This window comes from Thiospirochaeta perfilievii, assembly GCF_008329945.1.
Lineage (GTDB): Bacteria > Spirochaetota > Spirochaetia > DSM-2461 > DSM-2461 > Thiospirochaeta > Thiospirochaeta perfilievii.
In genome coordinates this window covers 3,340,831-3,359,179 of sequence record NZ_CP035807.1, presented here as the reverse complement: position 1 = coordinate 3,359,179, position 18,349 = coordinate 3,340,831, and the positions used below count along the sequence as shown (strand labels likewise).

The window sequence follows — 18,349 nt, the reverse complement described above, 5'->3', positions numbered from 1 at the left end:
CGGTTTTTTTTATGTTCGTTCAAAAATATCAGAATAGAGATGTTTTTTTGCAACAGCCTTATACGCAGGTCTAATAATTTTACCACCTGATACAATCTCCTCAATTCTATGGGCGCACCACCCTGAAATTCTAGCAATTGCAAATATAGGAGTAAACATCTCCCATGGGATACTTAACATATTGTAAACAAAACCAGAGTAGAGATCCACATTTGCACACATTACCCTATCAGTTTTCTTAAAATCTTGAAAAATCTTTGGTGTTAATGTCTCTATTAAATGATAGAGATGAAACTCTTTTTCCCGTCCCTTCTCTATAGCTAAACTTCTAGCTTTCTTTTTTAATAGAACAGCTCTAGGATCCGAGATAGTATATATTGCATGCCCCATTCCATAAACAAGACCGGATTTATCAAAGGCTTCCTTATTTAGTAGAGATCGAATATATTTCTCTACCTCCTCTGCATTATCCCAATTTTGAATTGTATTCATTGCATCTTCCATCATCTGTCTAACTTTTATATTAGCACCACCATGTAGAGGTCCCTTTAAAGAACCAATAGCAGAGGAGACTGATGAATAAGTATCTGTTCCTGATGAGGATACAACATGCATAGTAAATGCAGAGTTATTACCACCACCATGTTCAGCATGAATAACCAGGGAGAGATCTAAAATCTCAGCTTCAAGTTTAGTAAATTTTTTATTTGGTCTTAGAAGCCGTAATATATTCTCTGCAGTGGAAAAACCAGGCTCTGGAGCATGTATATGCAGAGACTGTCTATCATAGTAGTGATTTTTAGCCTGATAAGCATAGGCTGCCATAACAGGTAGTTGTGCAATTAGAGTCATACTCTGTTTAACTATATTACTAATATCTAAATTATCAGGATCGTCATCAAATGTATAACAAGCTAAGACGCTTCTAGCTAGCTTATTCATAATATCATCACTGGGAGCTTTAAGAATCATATCCTCTATAAAACCATCGGGTAACTCTCTATGCTGTCCAAGATAGTAGTTAAAGTCGTCTAATTCACTCTTTGTTGGGAGTTTACCTAGAAGTAGTAAAAAACATGTCTCTTCAAATCCAAACCGATCTTCTTTTTGAAATCCCTCAACTAAGTCGTAAAGATCATAACCACGATATCTTAATCTTCCTGGGTGGGGTATTTTATCCCCCTCTTCCATAATATAACCGTGAACTTCTCCAACCTCTGTTAAACCAACTACAACACCAGTACCATCAGGATTTCTTAAACCCCTTTTAACACTATACTTCTCATAGAGATCCCTGGGGATTTTGTTGTGTTCTTGGGCTAACCCTGAATAATTACTAAGTAGTGGATTTTGTCCCTCTACATCTTTCTTAACTTGCTTCTTCACTTGGGTTAGCCTCCTGTTGTTGTTATAAGTCTATTTGTCTGTACTATTTTTCACAGCTAAGTGTAAAAAAATAGTTTAACTATTTTTTCTGAATAAAACCTCATTTATCTTATGGTTTTTATCCAAACCTTTGTTCTCAAATTTTGTTCTAGGTCTCCAATCTTGTGCCGTAGCAAAACCGTTGTAAGGATTTTCTAAACTATCTATAGATTCAAAAACGTCTAAAATATGTTCAGCGTACTCTTCCCAGTCAGTTACTGCATAAATATAGCCACCAGGTTTTACTGCTTTAAGAATATTATTTATAAAATCGACCTGAATCAGTCTTCTTTTATGATGTTTCTTCTTAGGCCAAGGATCTGGGAAAAATATATGTACTCCATCTAGGGATTCACTCTCTAGCATGTTATTAAATACTTCCACAGCGTCATGTTCTATAACACGAATATTACTTAAGTTATGACTCTTCATTTGATGTAGTAGTTTACCAACCCCTGGAGTGTGGACTTCAATACCAATATAACCTACATCAGGATTCTCTTTTGCAATCTGCCATGTTGCATCACCCATGCCAAAGCCGATTTCAACTACTATTTTTTTTTGCTCAAATATATTATTTAGGTCAATTTTATGATCTTTATATTCAATTGAGTATTTAGGAAAAAACTCATCATAAGACTTTTTTTGGGCAGGGCTCATCCTTCCAGCTCTTAAGACATAACTCTTAATCTGCTTCATTTTACTATCCATTGAATATATATTACTAAAAAGATGTATAAAAATCAAGCAGAAAGACTATGACTTAAGCATTGAAATTCTATCCCTTATAAATTCAGACTTCTCTTTTAAACCAATATTTGGGTCAACTTCCATAGTTAAAAAATTTGGTCGACTTGGATTATAACGCACTTTACCCTTACTTATTGTTATCAATCTTAAAACTCTATCTGGCTCAATTACTGTTAACTTCCCAAACTCAATATCTAGTATATTTTTTCTCTCTAAAATACTCTTAATCCACAACTCTTTGCATACAATTTTAATCTCAGATAGGGATATAAGACTAAGTATCTCATCAGGAAGTGGTCCAAATCTGTCATAAATCTCCTTATGAACAGCCTCAAGTTCAGCTTCACTATCAATTGCAGCAATTTTTTTGTAAATCTCCATCTTTTCTGTTTGACTTGTAATATATGAATCGGGAATAAATCCTGTATAACTAAGCTCTAAGTATACTTCAGGAGCCCTATCCTTAGCATCTGGAGACCTCTCTAATACAGCCTCTTCTAAAAGTCTTAGATACATGTCAAAACCAACAGTATGAATCTCACCAGACTGCTCTCTTCCAAGAAGGTTTCCAGCCCCTCTTACCTCCATATCTTTCATTGCTATTTTAAAACCGGCACCTAGTTCTGTAAAATCTGAAATTATCTGTAGTCGCTTCATAGCTATGTCTGTTAAAGCCCTGCCATCAGGGTATAGTAGATAGGCGTAGGCTTGTTTGCCTCCACGGCCAACCCTTCCTCGCAACTGGTATAGTTGGGAGAGTCCATAGGTATTTGCCTTATCAATTATTATTGTATTTACATTTGGTATATCTATACCGTTTTCAACAATTGTTGTTGAAACTAGAACCTGGTAAGCACCATGGATAAACCTATGCATAATATCTTCTAACTCATGGGGACTCATCTGCCCATGGGCTGTCTCAATTAGTACCTCCGGCATTAGTTTCTCTAAAAAGAGTCTTATATTATCTAAGCTCTCTACCCTATTATGCAGAAAGAAGACCTGTCCTCCCCGGTCAACTTCCCGTCTTATAGCCTTTACTACAACCTCTTCTGTAAACTCTTGTACAAATGTTTCTACAGGTTGTCTATTATATGGAGGAGTTTTTAATACAGACATATCCCTAATTTTAACAAGGGACATATGAAGTGTTCTTGGAATTGGTGTTGCAGATAGGGCCAGGGAGTCAATGGAGTTTTTCATATCCTTTAATTTCTCCTTATCCTTTACTCCAAACCTCTGCTCTTCATCAACCATAACTAGACCTAGTTTTTTATACTTTACATCCTTTGATAAGAGCCTATGGGTTCCAATTATAATATCTACTTCCCCACTCTCTATATTAGTTAGAGTTTTTTTCTGATCAGCCTTATTAACAAATCTAGATAACATAGATATTTTAACTGGGAATTGCTTAAACCTCTCAACAAAATTTTCATAATGCTGTTCTGCTAAAATTGTAGTTGGACATAGAAAGACTACCTGTTTTCCACCCATTACGGCCTTAAATGCTGCACGCATAGCAACCTCGGTTTTTCCAAAACCAACATCTCCACAAAGCAGTCTATCCATAGGTTTAGGCCTCTCCATATCCTCTTTAATTTCAGCTATTGCAGTAAGTTGGTCAGATGTCTCTTGATAGGGGAATGAAGCTTCAAAACCTAATTGAAAGTCATCATCAGCAGGAAATGAGAAGCCTACAGCCCTCTCTCTTTTAGCATAGAGCTGAATAAGCATATCCGCTAAGTCCTCTACACTTTTTCTTACTTTATTTTTTTTCTTAGCCCAGCTTTTACCACCGATCTGATCTAGTTTTGGATTTTTCCCCTCTTGCCCTATATACTTCTGAACCATATTAACCTGTTCAATAGGGATAAAGACAGTCTCTTCCTCGGCATATAATAGGGTTATATAATCTCTTTCATTACCACCTACAGTCATTCTCTTAATACCCTGAAATAGACCTATTCCGTGGTTAACATGAACTATATAGTCCCCAGGATTAAGCTCTATAAAGGAGTCAATAACCTGGGATTTAACCTTCTTAACAGCAGTTGAGTTACGTTTTCTTCTTCCAAAAATTTCATTCTCTTGTATTACAGCTATTTTAAGTTTTGGTAGTATAAAACCAGAGGAGATCCCCTCTGTTATAACATTAACATCATAATCCTTAAGCATATGAGAGATTCTCTCTCCCTGGGATTTACTCTCTGCGAAAATATATACTGAGTACCCACTGTTTTTATACATTGTAAGCTCTTCTTTTAAGTAGTTTACATTACCAAAAAAAGACCTTCCAGATTCACATATAAAATCGACGTTTACTTTAGTATTGTAATCAAACTTTTGCTTCAATGCAGGAAAAAGAACCAGTCTTTCAATCTTATTATAAAGATCACTATAGGATGACATAACATCCTTTGGATTGGGAACTATTAAGTTTGTTGCTAGCGCCTTTGTATAGAGTTCTAAATACTCCTTATCAAGATTATGGCTTCTAGCCTCAAGGGACTCAGGGTCAATTATATAAACATGGGAAGATGGCTCTAAATAGTCTAAAATAGTAAACTTATCATCAAAACTTAAAGGAAATAGCAGCTCTTCTCCACGTAACTCCCTAAAATCCTTTAGCTTCTGTATCAGGTCAGAGAAGTCCCCATCAAAGGAGTTCGCGATATTCTTTTCTAAACAGTTGATTCTTTCATCAGTCCAAGTAACCTCTTTTATAGGGTGTATAGTTGTTTTTTTAATACTCTCTGTGGAGATCTGATTTACAGGGTCAAAAAGTTTAATATCCTCTATTTCATCAAATTCAAATACAATTCTAACAGCCTCCATAGATCCTGGAGGGAAAAAATCTAAAACCTCTCCCCTTAATGCAAACTCCCCATGAATAGTTACCCTTGGAACCTTATTATATCCAAAACTACTTAATAGAGTATCAATCTCAAAAAGATCTATCTCATCTTTGATCTTTAACTCTTTATTTAAAGGTTTTAGGTATTTAGGATCTGGTAAATTGGTGATAAAACTTCTAAGGGATAAGATAGTAGTTATCTTCTTATTAAATAGCAGGTTATTTAAACAATCAACACGTTTACCAAAAACCTGGGAACCAGGGGATATACCCTTATAAAGCATGGTCCCCCACCAAGGCATAATTTGAACACTATCTGTAACTAAACTTAAATCATTGTATAGATCTATTGCGTCCTGTTCAGTAGGAACAACAATAACTGAGTTCTCCTTTGTATACCTATTAAAGGCTGATAGCAGGAAAGTTGAGAAGCCACCACGTACCCCAGTTACCTCGATAGGGAACTCCCTATTAATAAAAGCTGAAGTAGCTAAATTGAAACTCTCACTTTTATTTAAGAGTGATAAAATTTTATTTTCTAATAATGAAACCATATAAACATCCGATACTATAAAAATAACAATAACAAGTGTGGAGTAAACATGCTAAAAAAACATATTACAGCAATAATAATATTTTCAATTTTCTCATCATTGGCTTTTGCAGCAAACAATGAGCTACAGTGCACAATTAGGTACTTTAATAAAACTATTTATTATCCAAATAAAAGCATCCCAGTAAAGATATTAATACAAAACAACTCTACTTCTTCCAAAACTTTTGATATTGCAGATCAACGTATTTTCAACGTTGACTTTGTTGTTGAAACCCTAAAAAAAGAGATTCTTCCCCACCAGGAGAAATTTATCATAGCGAGGAACACAAATCAACCTGTATTTATAAGAGAAGTTAGATTAGAACCTGGGGATGAGTATAATTTTATTGTTGACCTTGCAAGATATATAATAATTGACAAACCAGGACTATATAGAGTTACTGCTAACTTCTTAACTGATATAAGTAATGGTGTAAAAAATAGTGTTATCGAGAGTAACAGCCTAGTCTTATCTGTTAAAAATGGTTCAAACAAGGACACAGAAGAGGAACTTGCAAAAGAGATAACAAAGGAAGTATTAAAAAAAGATGCCCTATCTCCAGATAAGGTAGTTGAATACACTATACTTGCTAGATCAAAATCCCAGTGGAATAAATTCTTTTTATACTTAGACTTAAAACAACTATTTTTAAATAATGAGGATAGAAGCAGGAAATACAGTAGAGCAACTGAGGAAGAGCAGTTAACTATGATGGATAACTTTAAAAGAGATATAATGGATGGTAGTGTTGAAAGTAATATGATATCTATTCCCTACTCGTTTGAAATAACAAATACTAGTTATACCTCTGAGAAAGCCGAGGTAGTTGTTTATACAAAGTATAAATTTCCAGACTATATAGAGAATAAAAAGTATATATATCATCTAAATAAAACAGATGGTATTTGGTATATAAGCACATATGAAGTATTAAATCTTGGAACAGAGTAGTAGATGAAACTGATTTATGTTGGTGAAAAACCATTTGACAATAGATATAAATCCCTTTACAAATCCCTAGGAATAGAGACTATTTCATATAAAAATCCATTAAAAGCGATTGATAACTTAGTAGAAATTGAGCCAAGTGTCGTTTTTTTTTCCTGTAATGACTACCCTAGAATGTGGAAAATATTTTTATCATCCCTAAGGGATATCTACAATGAGACCCAAACCCTATTTATATTAGAAGGAGAACTAGGTAATAAAGAGATAAAAGAGTTTAATTTTCTACGTGGTAGCTTGATAGTTCCTATAAACAATCAAAATTACAAAGATGTAAAAAAATTAATATTGGAGAAACTACCTAAAAGTATAAGCACAGAGGTTTACTTTCCCAAACAGGATGAGATTGGATTAGGTTTTGTAAAACCAGAAGACTTCTCTTTTATCTCAGGTTATATAACCCAAATAAATCGGGATAGTTTTATTTTTTTACCAGAATCCATAGATGAAATAGCTAATATAAAAAATGATGATCTTATTCTAAACTCCTCATTATCTATTGATGAGAGTATCATTAATGTAGATTTTAAAGTAAAACTACTAGGTTCTACCCTACTTTGCGAAATTATTAATGATTCAACAGATTACAAATCCTTAACTAAAACCCTATTTGTATAAAATAATGATTTATAATATATTATACTTAATTACGAATGGAGGCTAAATAATGGCTAATAGAGATAACTATATATTTACATCTGAAAGTGTCGGGGAAGGGCATCCTGATAAAGTATGTGACCAAATATCAGATGCTATATTAGATGCAGCTTTAACAAGCGACCCAGAATCAAGGGTAGGTTGTGAGTGTTTTGCATCAACTGGTATGATTCTAGTTGGTGGAGAGATGACCACCAATAGTTATATTGATATTATAAAAACTGTAAAAAAAACCCTAGAGAAGATAGGTTATGATAATGCCGAGTATGGAATTGATCATCAAACCTGTGCAGTACTTTCTGTTATAAATGAACAATCAGCTGATATTTCCCAGGGAGTTACAGCTGGAGCTGGACTACATAAAGAGCAGGGAGCCGGAGACCAAGGGATGATGTTTGGCTATGCGTGTAAGGATACACCAGAGTTAATGCCTGCACCAATTTTCTACTCCCATGAGATTATGAAAAAAGCATCAGAAGTTAGACATAACAGGGTCTTAGACTTCTTAAGACCGGATTCAAAATGCCAGGTTACAGTTGAGTACAAAGATGGAGTTCCATATAGAATTCCTGCTGTAGTTCTTTCCCATCAACACGATGAGTTTGTTAATGGGCGGGAGATTAAATATGAAGAGATTAGAGAGGGTTTAATTGAAGAGATTGTAAAAAAAGCCCTACCTAGTCATTTAATCGACGATAAAACAATATTCCATATGAATCCAACAGGTCGTTTTGTTATTGGTGGACCAAAGGGTGATGCAGGTTTAACAGGTAGAAAAATAATTGTAGATACGTACGGAGGTGCTGCTGCCCATGGTGGTGGTGCTTTTAGTGGTAAGGACCCATCTAAAGTTGATAGGTCTGCAGCATATATGGCTAGATACATTGCTAAAAACATAGTAAAAGCTGGTATTGCAGATAAATGTGAAGTGGAATTAGCCTATGCTATTGGAGTAGCTGAACCTGTTTCAGTCTTTGTAAATACATTTAATACAGGTAAGATCGATGATAGCTTAATTGAGAAAGCTGTTTGGGATAATTTCTCCCTTACACCTTCTGGTATAATTAAAACATTGGATCTTAAAAGACCTATATACTCACCTACAGCTGCTTATGGTCACTTTGGTAGACCAGATTTCCCTTGGGAAAAGACAGATGTTGTAGAGGCGTTAAAAAAGGCACTACTATAATAAAAAAAAAGAGTTAAGAATATTGACACATTTTTAACTCTTTTGTATATTACTGCTTGTTGTTAGAGATATTCTCCTGTAGCTCAGTTGGTAGAGCGGGTGACTGTTAATCACTAGGTCGGCGGTTCGAGTCCGTCCGGGGGAGAAACTTTAACTAATATTCTTCTATAGCTCAGTTGGTAGAGCGGGTGACTGTTAATCACTAGGTCGGCGGTTCAAGTCCGTCTGGAGGAGTAATTTTAGATAAGTTTTTACTTACTAAAAAAGTTCATAAGGAGAACTAAAAAAACCTACTTTCTCCTGTAGCTCAGTTGGTAGAGCGGGTGACTGTTAATCACTAGGTCGGCGGTTCGAGCCCGTCCGGGGGAGTAATTACAATAAAAAGGGGCTGTTGCAAAAGTAATATTTTGTAACAGTCTTTTTTGTTTATAAACATAAAGAATATAAATTATGATAAAAATTGTATAAAAATGGAAGAAAATCCTCTTCTAACAGCTTTTTAATTTAAAGTTAGATTGTAATACCAAATAAAATGAGACTACTTATAATAGTTATCAACTCTAAAGTCTAAGCGGAATTTTCAAGGGTATGATAAAATGGGATACCAAGTTCATTTCTTGCTAGTCTATAACCCAAGTGAATAATATTCATAGACATACACATCAGATTCCAATCTGTATGTATACCTTTAATCCCTTTTCTTAAGAACCTTTTAAATGACCAGTTGTTTTTTATCTGTGCAAAAGCTCCTTCAGCTTGAATACTTCTGTTAACCCTTATCTCTTTACCTAAGGGACTAGAAATCCTTTCAGTAGATTTTCTCTGAAACTCTGCAAGAGTATGATTTATCTGTACCTGTTTATATTTTGCTTTACTTTTTTTCATACAGGCAGATTTTACAGGGCAACTTTTACATCCCCGTTTACATCTATATACATGCGTAACTTGTTCATTACCATACTTATCCTTCTTAACTTTCAGATGTTTTAGAACTAACTTTTTACCTCTAGAACAGATGAAACAATCATTGTCCTTATCATAGGTCATATTATCCTTTAGCCCAATGTCTGATTTTACTTTCCTCTTTTTTGAGTGTTCGTATTTCATTGGCTTTATATATGACTCAATGTCCCTTTTTTCCAATGCCTCATGGTTGTGCTGACAATCATACCCACTATCAGCACAATATTTTTTATACTTCCAATCTATTCTTTCATGCATGTGGTCGATAGCTGGAATCATTGTTGCGTAATCAGTTCTGTCTGAACTAGCGTAGTTTCCAACGATATAACCTCCATCAACTAGAACCTGAAGATTATATGCAGGTTTCAATTGTCCATTCCGCATATGGTCCTCTTTCATCCTCATAAAAGTAGCATCGGGATCAGTTTTACTCATACTATTTCGCTCGGGCATAGCATCTAGTTGATTCTTGTAATCCTCTAATTTCTTTAAATATATGTTAGTATCTCTAAATATTCTCTGTTCCGCTGTAATCCGATGACCACGTCCTGTTTTATTTGGCTTCAGGTTATCAGTAGTTCCCATTAAATACTCTATTATACTTTTTAGAGCATCTTCGGGAGAACTATTCTCTAATTCTATTGGATATAAGTTTACAGATTCATGTATTATTTCTTCTATATGATTTATTAGTTTAGGAAGGTTCTTTTTAATAGATTTTTTCCAAATAAATGTATATCTGTTAGCTTTGGACTCAATTTTGGTTCCATCTTGGAAAACTATATTTTTTGTTAATTCTCCCAAAGATCCGAGACGATTAATTTGCTGATAAAAAAGGTTGTCTATTGCATCTGAGTGCTGTTGTATGAATCTATCTATGGTTGAATGGTCAGGAGCTTTTTTACCATCAAGAACTTTTAATAGAAAGAGATCTCTCTTGCATAACTTCTCGGTATCACGAGAGCTATACTTTCCCTGTGTTCGAGCATATAGAAGTATCAGCATCATTGTATAACTATCCACAGCAGGAGGTCGTCCAGACTTCTTCTTAGGTTTTTCAAATTTACTATAATCTAGACCCTGTAACATAAGCATTAGTGCCGCTTGATGGTCTGTTACTTTTAATGGAATAGAAATATTTAAGTCTAAATATGATTGTTTATGATTGCAAAAGTCTGTAATATACATTTACGTGCTCCTTTTTGATGTCAACAACCAAATTTTAGCACGTTGGGACTACTTTGTGGTCCCTTTTATTTTGAAAACTACTGAAAATCACGTTTATAAATAAAAAAAGGCTGTTGAAAGTCATAATGACTTTTGCAACAGCCCCTTTTTTATTTATATTTTATTTGACCTTAGAATCCCACTCTGCTACAATTATTTTTATGGACGATTTTATTTTTGCAGAAGAAATTACTGAAACACAAAAAATCTCACTTAAACCTTGGAAAATTTTAATTTCAGATGATGAAAAAGAGATACATACAATTACAAAAATTGTCTTATCTAATTTTATATATGAAAATAGAAAAGTAGAAATATATGACGCTTATTCTAGAAGCGAGACAATAGAGATACTAAAAGAGCATGATGACATAGCAGTTCTGCTTCTAGATGTTGTTATGGAGACTGATGATGCAGGATTGTTAGTAGCAAGAGATATAAGAGAAACATTAAAAAACAACTTAATAAGAATTATTTTAAGAACAGGACAACCAGGTTCTGCCCCAGAGAAGGATGTTATATCAAAGTATGATATAAACGATTATAAAGAGAAAACAGAGCTAACAACAACTAAGCTATTTACAACAGTTATGACAGCTCTAAGGTCATATAGAGACCTTCATCTTATTGAAAAGAATAAAAAGGGCTTAGAACAGATATTAGAATCCACAAGAAGGATAATGCAGTTTAAAAGCAGTGCACTTTTTGCTGACTCTGTTCTTAATGAGTTAATTGTTCTATTAAACTTAAGCAAAGAAGTAGAGCTTAAGGATAACAAAGTTAACGCCATGATAGTAGATACTTCAAACAATCAGTTTAATAAAATTGCATCTAAGGGTTCATTTGAAAATTTAGAAGGTGAATACTTATTTACAAAAAGCATAACTGATAAACTTAATAAAGCTATATCCCTGGGCCAGAGTTATTTTGACCATTTTGATTATGTTGGTTATTTCAAAAATGAAAATGATATGGTCAACTTAATATTAATTTCCAGCGAGTCTGAGATAAATCAATATGATAAAAGCCTTTTGGATATCTTCTCTAATAATGTAGCAGTGGCGTTTAATAATGTTCACCTAACCCATGAAATACTTGATACACAAAAAGAGATAATTGAGACCCTAAGTGAGGTAGTGGAGAAAAGATCAAAAGAGACATCAAACCACGTCTTAAGGGTTGCACAAGTCTCAAGATTCCTTGCTTTAAAGTATGGACTACCAGAGGATGAAGCTACAAAAATTACAATGGCTTCCCCTTTACACGATATAGGTAAAACAGGGATTCCCGACTCAATTTTATTAAAACCAGATAAACTAACAGAAGAAGAGTATGAGATTATGAAGCAGCATACTCAAATTGGTAGAGATATTTTAGGAAGATCCACAAGACCTCTGTTAAAGGCAGCCTCAATAATCTCCTATGAGCATCATGAGAAGTGGAATGGCAAGGGCTACCCTAACCAGAAAAAAGGGGATGATATTCACATATATGGACGAATAACAGCCTTAGCTGATGTTTTTGATGCTCTATACCATAAGAGGTGTTATAAGGAAGCATGGCCCCTTGAGAAGATTATAGATCTAATAAAAGGAGAGCGAGGAGAACATTTTGATCCTAAGTTAGTTGATATATTCCTAGAAAATATTGATGATATATTAGGAATAGTTAAAAGATTGAGTTAATAAAAAAAAGCAGACTTTAGTCTGCTTTTTTTATCTTTACTCTATTTTGTTAAATATTGATGTACTTCATATGCAGCCTCTCTTCCACTACCTATTGCCCTTACTACCAGAGATGCACCAGTAATTGCATCCCCAGCAGCGAATATACCGTCATCAGTGGCTTTAAAGTCAGTAACTGCAATATTACCCCTCTCATCAAGCTTAACCCCTTCAGAACATAGTTGGTCTGTAAAAACTCCATGCTCGGTATGAACAAAACCCATTGCTAAAAATACAAGGTCAACATCTAATTCATAGCTATCAAGTTTAACCATATCAGGTCTTCCACCACTCTCTGATGCTTTCCACTCAATATTTGAGAGATGAGCCTTATTTAACCTACCATTCTCCCCACTGAACTTATCAGTAGTCACATTCCAGCTTCTATCACACCCTTCTAAGTGGGAAGAGGAAGTTCTTAGGATTCTTGGCCAATCTGGCCAATCTGGATTGTGGGGTTTATTCCACTCCATAGGTTTAGGCATAATTTCAATTTGGTAAACGTTCTTAGCACCCTGTCTAATAGATGTTCCAACACAGTCAGAACCTGTATCTCCACCACCTATAACCAGAACATTTTTATCCTTTGCATCAATTAGAAGTTTATCTAATTCACCAGATACAAATTTATTTGATTGGCTTAAAAAATCCATTGCAAAGTGAACGCCTTCTAGATCCCTACCCTCTACAGGAAGGTTTCTTGGTTGACCTGCACCAGCTGTTACTAAAATAGCATCATATTTATTTCTAAGATATGATACAGAGATATCCTTACCAATCTCTACGCCATTTTCAAACTCTATGCCCTCAGCTTTTAAAATTTGCAATCTTCTATCTATTACAGATTTTTCAAGTTTAAAATCTGGTATTCCAAACCTTAAAAGTCCACCTACTTTAGTAGATTTTTCAAAAATTGTAACTTCATGACCACTTCGTCTAAGCTGTTGAGCAGCAGCTAACCCTGCAGGTCCACCACCAATTATTGCAACCATTTTACCAGTTAAAACCTTAGGCGGATGGGGAACAACAAGTCCATTTGCAAAGGCGTCCTCAATTATATTTAACTCTAACTCTCTAATGGTTACAGAGTCAGTATTAATCGCTAAAGTACAAGCTGTTTCACAGGGTGCAGGACATATTCGCCCTGTAAATTCCGGGAAGTTATTAGTAATCTCTAATCTCTCATAAGCCTCTTTCCACTGACCGTTATATACCGCATCATTCCACTCAGGAATTAAGTTAGTAATAGGACAACCGTAGGAGTGACAAAATGGGATTCCACAATTCATACACCGTTCAGCCTGCTCTTTAAGTTCATCTTTACTTAACTGAGTAGCAACCTCTTTATAATCTTTAACTCTATCCTTTACATCCCTATATGGAGGATTCTTTCTCTCTTTTTCTAAAAAACCAAATACATTTGTCATTAGTTGTACACCTCCTCTGTAAGGGTTGAATTATCTGATTCTTGCATCTCTGCAGCCTTAATCTTCTCTAATGCTCTTCTATAATCTAAAGGCATCACTTTAACAAATAGTGGTAAAGACTCTTCCCAGTTCTTTATTAAATCCTTAGCAACAGTACTATTTGTATACTCAATATGTTTTAAAATAGTCTCTCTTAAAAAGTTCTGATCTTTACTATCAACAACAGACTCTATATCTACCATCTCAAGGTTACAGTGTGTATCAAAAAGTTGATTTTCATCAAAGATATAAGCAACACCACCAGACATACCGGCTGCAAAATTAACCCCGGTTTGACCAAGAACAATTACAGTCCCCCCGGTCATGTACTCACACCCATGATCCCCAACACCCTCAACTACAGCTAAGGCTCCACTGTTTCTAACAGCAAATCTTTCACCTGCCATTCCGTTTATATAAGCTTCTCCTGTTGTAGCACCAAATAGAGCAACATTACCAGCAATAATATTTCTTCTTGTTGTAAAAGAGATCTCATCATGGGGATAAAGAACAATTTTTCCACCAGATAATCCTTTACCTAGGAAGTCATTTGTTTCACCCTTTATTTCAAAAGTAATACCCTTAGATAGGAAGGCTCCTAAAGATTGACCACCAACACCATCTAGTTTTACTTTAATTGTGTCATCAGGTAACCCTTTACCACCATATCTTTTAGCTACTTCTGAACTTAATGTTGTACCAACTGTTCTATTACAGTTTCTTATCTTCTGGTTAATAACGACTGGAGTACCATTTTCAAGGGCGTCCTTAGCCTGTTTTATTAAACCATCATCGAGGGATAGGGAGAAATCATGCTCCTGCTTAGAAGTACATCTTATAGCAGACCCCTCTGGAACTATAGGCTTATGAAGAATTGGAGAAAAGTCTAAGCCTTCTGTTTTAAAGTGTTTAACAGCTTGATTAACCTCTAATAAGTCAACTCGACCTACTAAATCTTCAAACTTTTTAAACCCTAATTCAGCCATAATCTCCCTAACTTCTTCCGCAACAAACATCATAAAGTTAATTATATTCTCTGGTTTACCATTAAATCTTTTTCTTAGGGTTTCACACTGGGTAGCAATACCTACAGGACAACTATTAGTATGACATTTACGCATAATTATACACCCCATTGTCACTAAGGTAGTTGTTCCAAAACCAAACTCTTCAGCACCTAACATTGCACCTATAATAACATCCCGACCTGTTTTTATCTGTCCATCAACCTGTACCCTAATCTTGTCTCTTAATTTATTTAAAACAAGTGTTTGCTGAGTCTCTGCTAATCCTAACTCCCAAAATGAACCTGCATATTTAATACTTGAAAGAGGGGATGCTCCAGTTCCACCATCAGAACCTGAGATAAGAACCATATCTGCCTTACCCTTAGCTACTCCAGCTGCAACTGTTCCTACTCCAACTTCAGAAACCAACTTAACCGATACCCTAGCATCAGGATTAGAGTTCTTTAAGTCAAATATAAGTTGTGATAAGTCCTCTATAGAGTAGATATCATGGTGTGGAGGAGGTGAAATTAACATAACACCAGGAGTTGAGTGCCTAACTCTAGCAATAACCTCATTAACCTTATGCCCAGGAAGCTGTCCACCCTCACCAGGTTTTGCCCCTTGAGCCATCTTTATCTGAAGCTCCTCTGCATTAACCAAGTAGTGGCTTGTAACTCCAAATCTACCAGAGGCAACCTGTTTAACCTTACTTTTTGCAGAATCTCCATTAGCTAAGGGGGTATATCGATTTTCATCTTCTCCACCCTCTCCAGAGTTACTCATCGCTCCAATTCTGTTCATAGCAATCGCCATACACTCATGGGCCTCTTTTGATATAGAACCAAAACTCATTGCTGAGGAGACAAATCTCTTTACAATTTCACTAGCAGGCTCAACTTCATTTATATCTATTGCCTTACTCTCTTTAAACTTTAATAGTCCACGTAGAGTACATAGGTTTTCACTAACATTGTTTACTTCATTAGAATACTTCTTAAAAGTATCGTAGTTTCCTTCCCTTACAGCCTTTTGTAAATTAATAACCGCTGTTGGTGTAAATAGGTGTTTATCCTGAAATTTTCTATAGGAGTACTTACCACCAGAGTGGAGACGCCCTGTATTTGTATCATTTTTAGAGTATGCCTTAGTATGTCTCTCTATTACATCCCTCTCAATAGATTCTAAACCAATACCACTTATTTTAGATGGAGTATTAGTAAAGTATTTTTCAATAAGTTCTGTGGAGAGTCCAACAGCTTCATAGATCTGTGCTCCTCTATAACTTCTTAAAGTTGAGATACCCATTTTAGACATAACCTTTAAAATACCTTTTTTAACAGCATTTACATAGTTATCAACTGCTGTTGAAATTGAGATATCTTCAGGGATGTACCCCCTCTCTTTAAGGTCATTAAAGGATTCAAAAACTAGGTGTGGATTTACAGCAGATGCACCAAATCCAATAAGAGTCGCAAAATGATGAACTTCTCTTACCTCTCCAGACTCAATAATTAATCCTGCTAAATGCCTTTTCCCAACTCTTACAAGGTAGTGATGAACAGCTGATGTTGCTAAGAGTGACGGTATTGGTGCTAAATGTTCTGTAGTCCCAATATCACTTAAGATAATAAAGGTATTCCCTTTATCAACCTCTTTTTCAACATTTTTACAAAGATCGTCAATAGCTCTCTCTAAGTCACCCTTCTTTTCATCTATTCTAAATAACATAGAGACTGTAGCTGTATTTAAATCCTCATTTTGTGTATTTCGTAATCTTCTTATATCATCATTAGTTAATATAGGATGTTTTAATTTTAACTGCTTACAGTGTTCTGGAGTCTCATCTAGTAGGTTTCTTTCCTGTCCAACAAAACTCATTAGAGACATAACTAAATTCTCTCTATATGGATCAATTGGTGGATTTGTAACCTGGGCAAACAACTGTCTAAAGTAGTTAAAAAGTAGTTGAGGTCTCTCTGATAGTACAGCTAAAGAGGAGTCATTACCCATTGAACCTAGAGGCTCCTGGGAGTTAACAGCCATTTGGGCAACAATTGTCTGAATATCTTCCATAGTATATCCAAATGTTCTAAGCCTAAGGGCTAAAGTCTCCGAATCTACATGAATCTTACCACTTGTGCCTAAAAGCCCCTTTAAATGTATACCATTTTGCTCCAACCATCTTCTATATGGTTTTCTTCTTGATACAACTGATTTTACTTCCCTATCAGTTAAGACCCTATTTAATGAAGTATCTACAACAATCATACCACCAGGAGCAAGTCTTCCCTTAGATAGAACATTTTTTGGCTCTACATCAATTATACCTGTCTCAGAACCTAAAATCATTTTACCGTCTCTAGTTATTGTATACCTAGCTGGTCTTAAACCAGATCGATCCAGTGTTGCTCCTATTTTTGTTCCATCTGTAAATGCCATAGCGGCAGGGCCATCCCATGGCTCCATAACTGCAGAGTGGTACTCGTAGAAAGATCTCTTATCCTCAGATATATGATACTTACTACCAAACGCTTCTGGTATCATCATCATAACCGAGTGCTCTAGTGATCTTCCACCCTGATTTAGTAGTTCATATACGTTATCAAATGCAGCAGAGTCAGACCCTTTAGAACTAGCTATAGGATACATTCTTTTAAGATCTTCACCAAATAGCGGAGAGTCTAATGTAGCTTCCCTAGCCTTCATATTATTTACATTTCTTCTTAATGTATTTATCTCCCCATTGTGGGCTATATACCTAAAAGGTTGGGCTAAAGGCCATGTTGGCATAGTATTAGTACTATATCGCTGATGAACTAAAGCTATTGCCGATTCAAAATCTGGATCTGTTAAATCTGGATAAAATGTTTCAAACTGTGCAGATACAAACATACCCTTATATATAAAGGTTCTAGATGAGAATGATGGAAAGTAGTACTCTTCCTGGGGAAAACCGTTATCATTAGCTTTGTTTTCAAGAACTTTTCTAGTTATATATAGTTTTCTTTCTAACTCTTCACCTTTTAAATCTCCAATGGAAACAAAGAGTTGTTTAAAAGACGGCATTACCGATAGAGCCTGTTCTCCAAGACAGTCAGGGTTCACAGGAACATCCCTCCAACCTAGAATAGTAACACTCTCTTCTTTTAATATTTTTTCAGTTAATTTTACTGCTTCATCTGCTCTTTTACTATCAATAGGTAAAAAAAGCATACCAGCTCCATAACTACCCTCAGCAGGTAGTGTAAAATCGGTAACTTTATTAAAAAATTTATGGGGCATTTGCAATAACATACCGGCTCCATCACCAGTTTTCATATCACCACCAACTGCTCCTCGATGCTCTAAATTACAGAGAATTTGAACTCCATCCTGTACTATACTATGGGATCTTTCTCCGTCAATTTTAGCTATAAAACCAACACCACACGCATCATGCTCAAATGCTGGATCATACAAACCCTGTTTTTTTATCATATT

The 18,349-nt window shown here is 35.2% G+C and carries 10 protein-coding genes and 3 tRNA genes; 7 read left to right on the top strand and 6 right to left on the bottom strand.

The annotated features are described in order from the left end of the window. Positions 1 to 9 precede the first annotated feature (9 nt). From EW093_RS15580 to mfd, 3 genes are all read right to left on the bottom strand, one after another. On the bottom strand, positions 10 to 1,386 hold the full coding sequence (locus tag EW093_RS15580) for a citrate/2-methylcitrate synthase (protein WP_149569283.1): 1,377 nt from the start codon (positions 1,384 to 1,386) through the stop codon (positions 10 to 12). A 75-nt stretch (positions 1,387 to 1,461) separates the two neighbouring features. Continuing rightward, the gene (gene trmB / locus EW093_RS15575) at positions 1,462 to 2,124 is read right to left on the bottom strand and encodes a tRNA (guanosine(46)-N7)-methyltransferase TrmB (RefSeq protein WP_246745050.1); all 663 of its coding nucleotides are present in this window, start codon (positions 2,122 to 2,124) and stop codon (positions 1,462 to 1,464) included. Positions 2,125 to 2,181: 57 nt separating this feature from the next. Continuing rightward, a complete protein-coding gene (gene mfd / locus EW093_RS15570) occupies positions 2,182 to 5,586 on the bottom strand; it encodes a transcription-repair coupling factor (protein WP_149569281.1) in 3,405 nt (1,134 codons plus the stop codon). Positions 5,587 to 5,634: 48 nt separating this feature from the next. Here mfd and EW093_RS15565 point away from each other — a divergent pair, with 48 nt between their 5' ends. From EW093_RS15565 to EW093_RS15540, 6 genes are all read left to right on the top strand, one after another. After that, positions 5,635 to 6,579 (top strand): cupredoxin domain-containing protein, encoded by a 945-nt coding sequence (locus tag EW093_RS15565; protein WP_149569280.1) that lies wholly within the window; start codon positions 5,635 to 5,637, stop codon positions 6,577 to 6,579. 3 nt (positions 6,580 to 6,582) lie between these two features. Beyond that, the gene (locus tag EW093_RS15560) at positions 6,583 to 7,251 is read left to right on the top strand and encodes a hypothetical protein (protein ID WP_149569279.1); all 669 of its coding nucleotides are present in this window, start codon (positions 6,583 to 6,585) and stop codon (positions 7,249 to 7,251) included. A 49-nt stretch (positions 7,252 to 7,300) separates the two neighbouring features. After that, complete coding sequence (gene metK / locus EW093_RS15555) at positions 7,301 to 8,479, top strand: methionine adenosyltransferase (RefSeq protein WP_149569278.1); 1,179 nt, start codon at positions 7,301 to 7,303, stop codon at positions 8,477 to 8,479. Positions 8,480 to 8,551: 72 nt separating this feature from the next. Then, positions 8,552 to 8,624, top strand: a tRNA-Asn gene (locus tag EW093_RS15550). Positions 8,625 to 8,640: 16 nt separating this feature from the next. Next, positions 8,641 to 8,713 (top strand) — tRNA-Asn (locus tag EW093_RS15545). A 62-nt stretch (positions 8,714 to 8,775) separates the two neighbouring features. After that, positions 8,776 to 8,848, top strand: a tRNA-Asn gene (locus EW093_RS15540). A gap of 198 nt (positions 8,849 to 9,046) precedes the next feature. On the opposite strand, the gene EW093_RS15535 is transcribed toward EW093_RS15540, so the two are convergent. Further along, positions 9,047 to 10,630: an IS1182 family transposase gene (locus EW093_RS15535; RefSeq protein ID WP_149569277.1), complete on the bottom strand. Its 1,584-nt coding sequence runs from the start codon at positions 10,628 to 10,630 to the stop codon at positions 9,047 to 9,049. Positions 10,631 to 10,830: 200 nt separating this feature from the next. Between EW093_RS15535 and EW093_RS15530 the strand changes: the two genes are divergently transcribed. Beyond that, the gene (locus EW093_RS15530; RefSeq protein WP_149569276.1) at positions 10,831 to 12,354 is read left to right on the top strand and encodes a response regulator; all 1,524 of its coding nucleotides are present in this window, start codon (positions 10,831 to 10,833) and stop codon (positions 12,352 to 12,354) included. A gap of 41 nt (positions 12,355 to 12,395) precedes the next feature. Here EW093_RS15530 and EW093_RS15525 read toward each other — a convergent pair whose 3' ends face one another. Both EW093_RS15525 and gltB read right to left on the bottom strand, forming a co-directional pair. Then, positions 12,396 to 13,820, bottom strand: a complete 1,425-nt coding sequence (locus tag EW093_RS15525; RefSeq protein ID WP_149569275.1) for a glutamate synthase subunit beta — start codon at positions 13,818 to 13,820, stop codon at positions 12,396 to 12,398. Further along, positions 13,820 to 18,346, bottom strand: a complete 4,527-nt coding sequence (gene gltB, locus EW093_RS15520; protein WP_149569274.1) for a glutamate synthase large subunit — start codon at positions 18,344 to 18,346, stop codon at positions 13,820 to 13,822. The genes EW093_RS15525 and gltB overlap by 1 nt, the downstream gene beginning before the upstream one ends. Between the last annotated feature and the right edge of the window lie 3 nt (positions 18,347 to 18,349).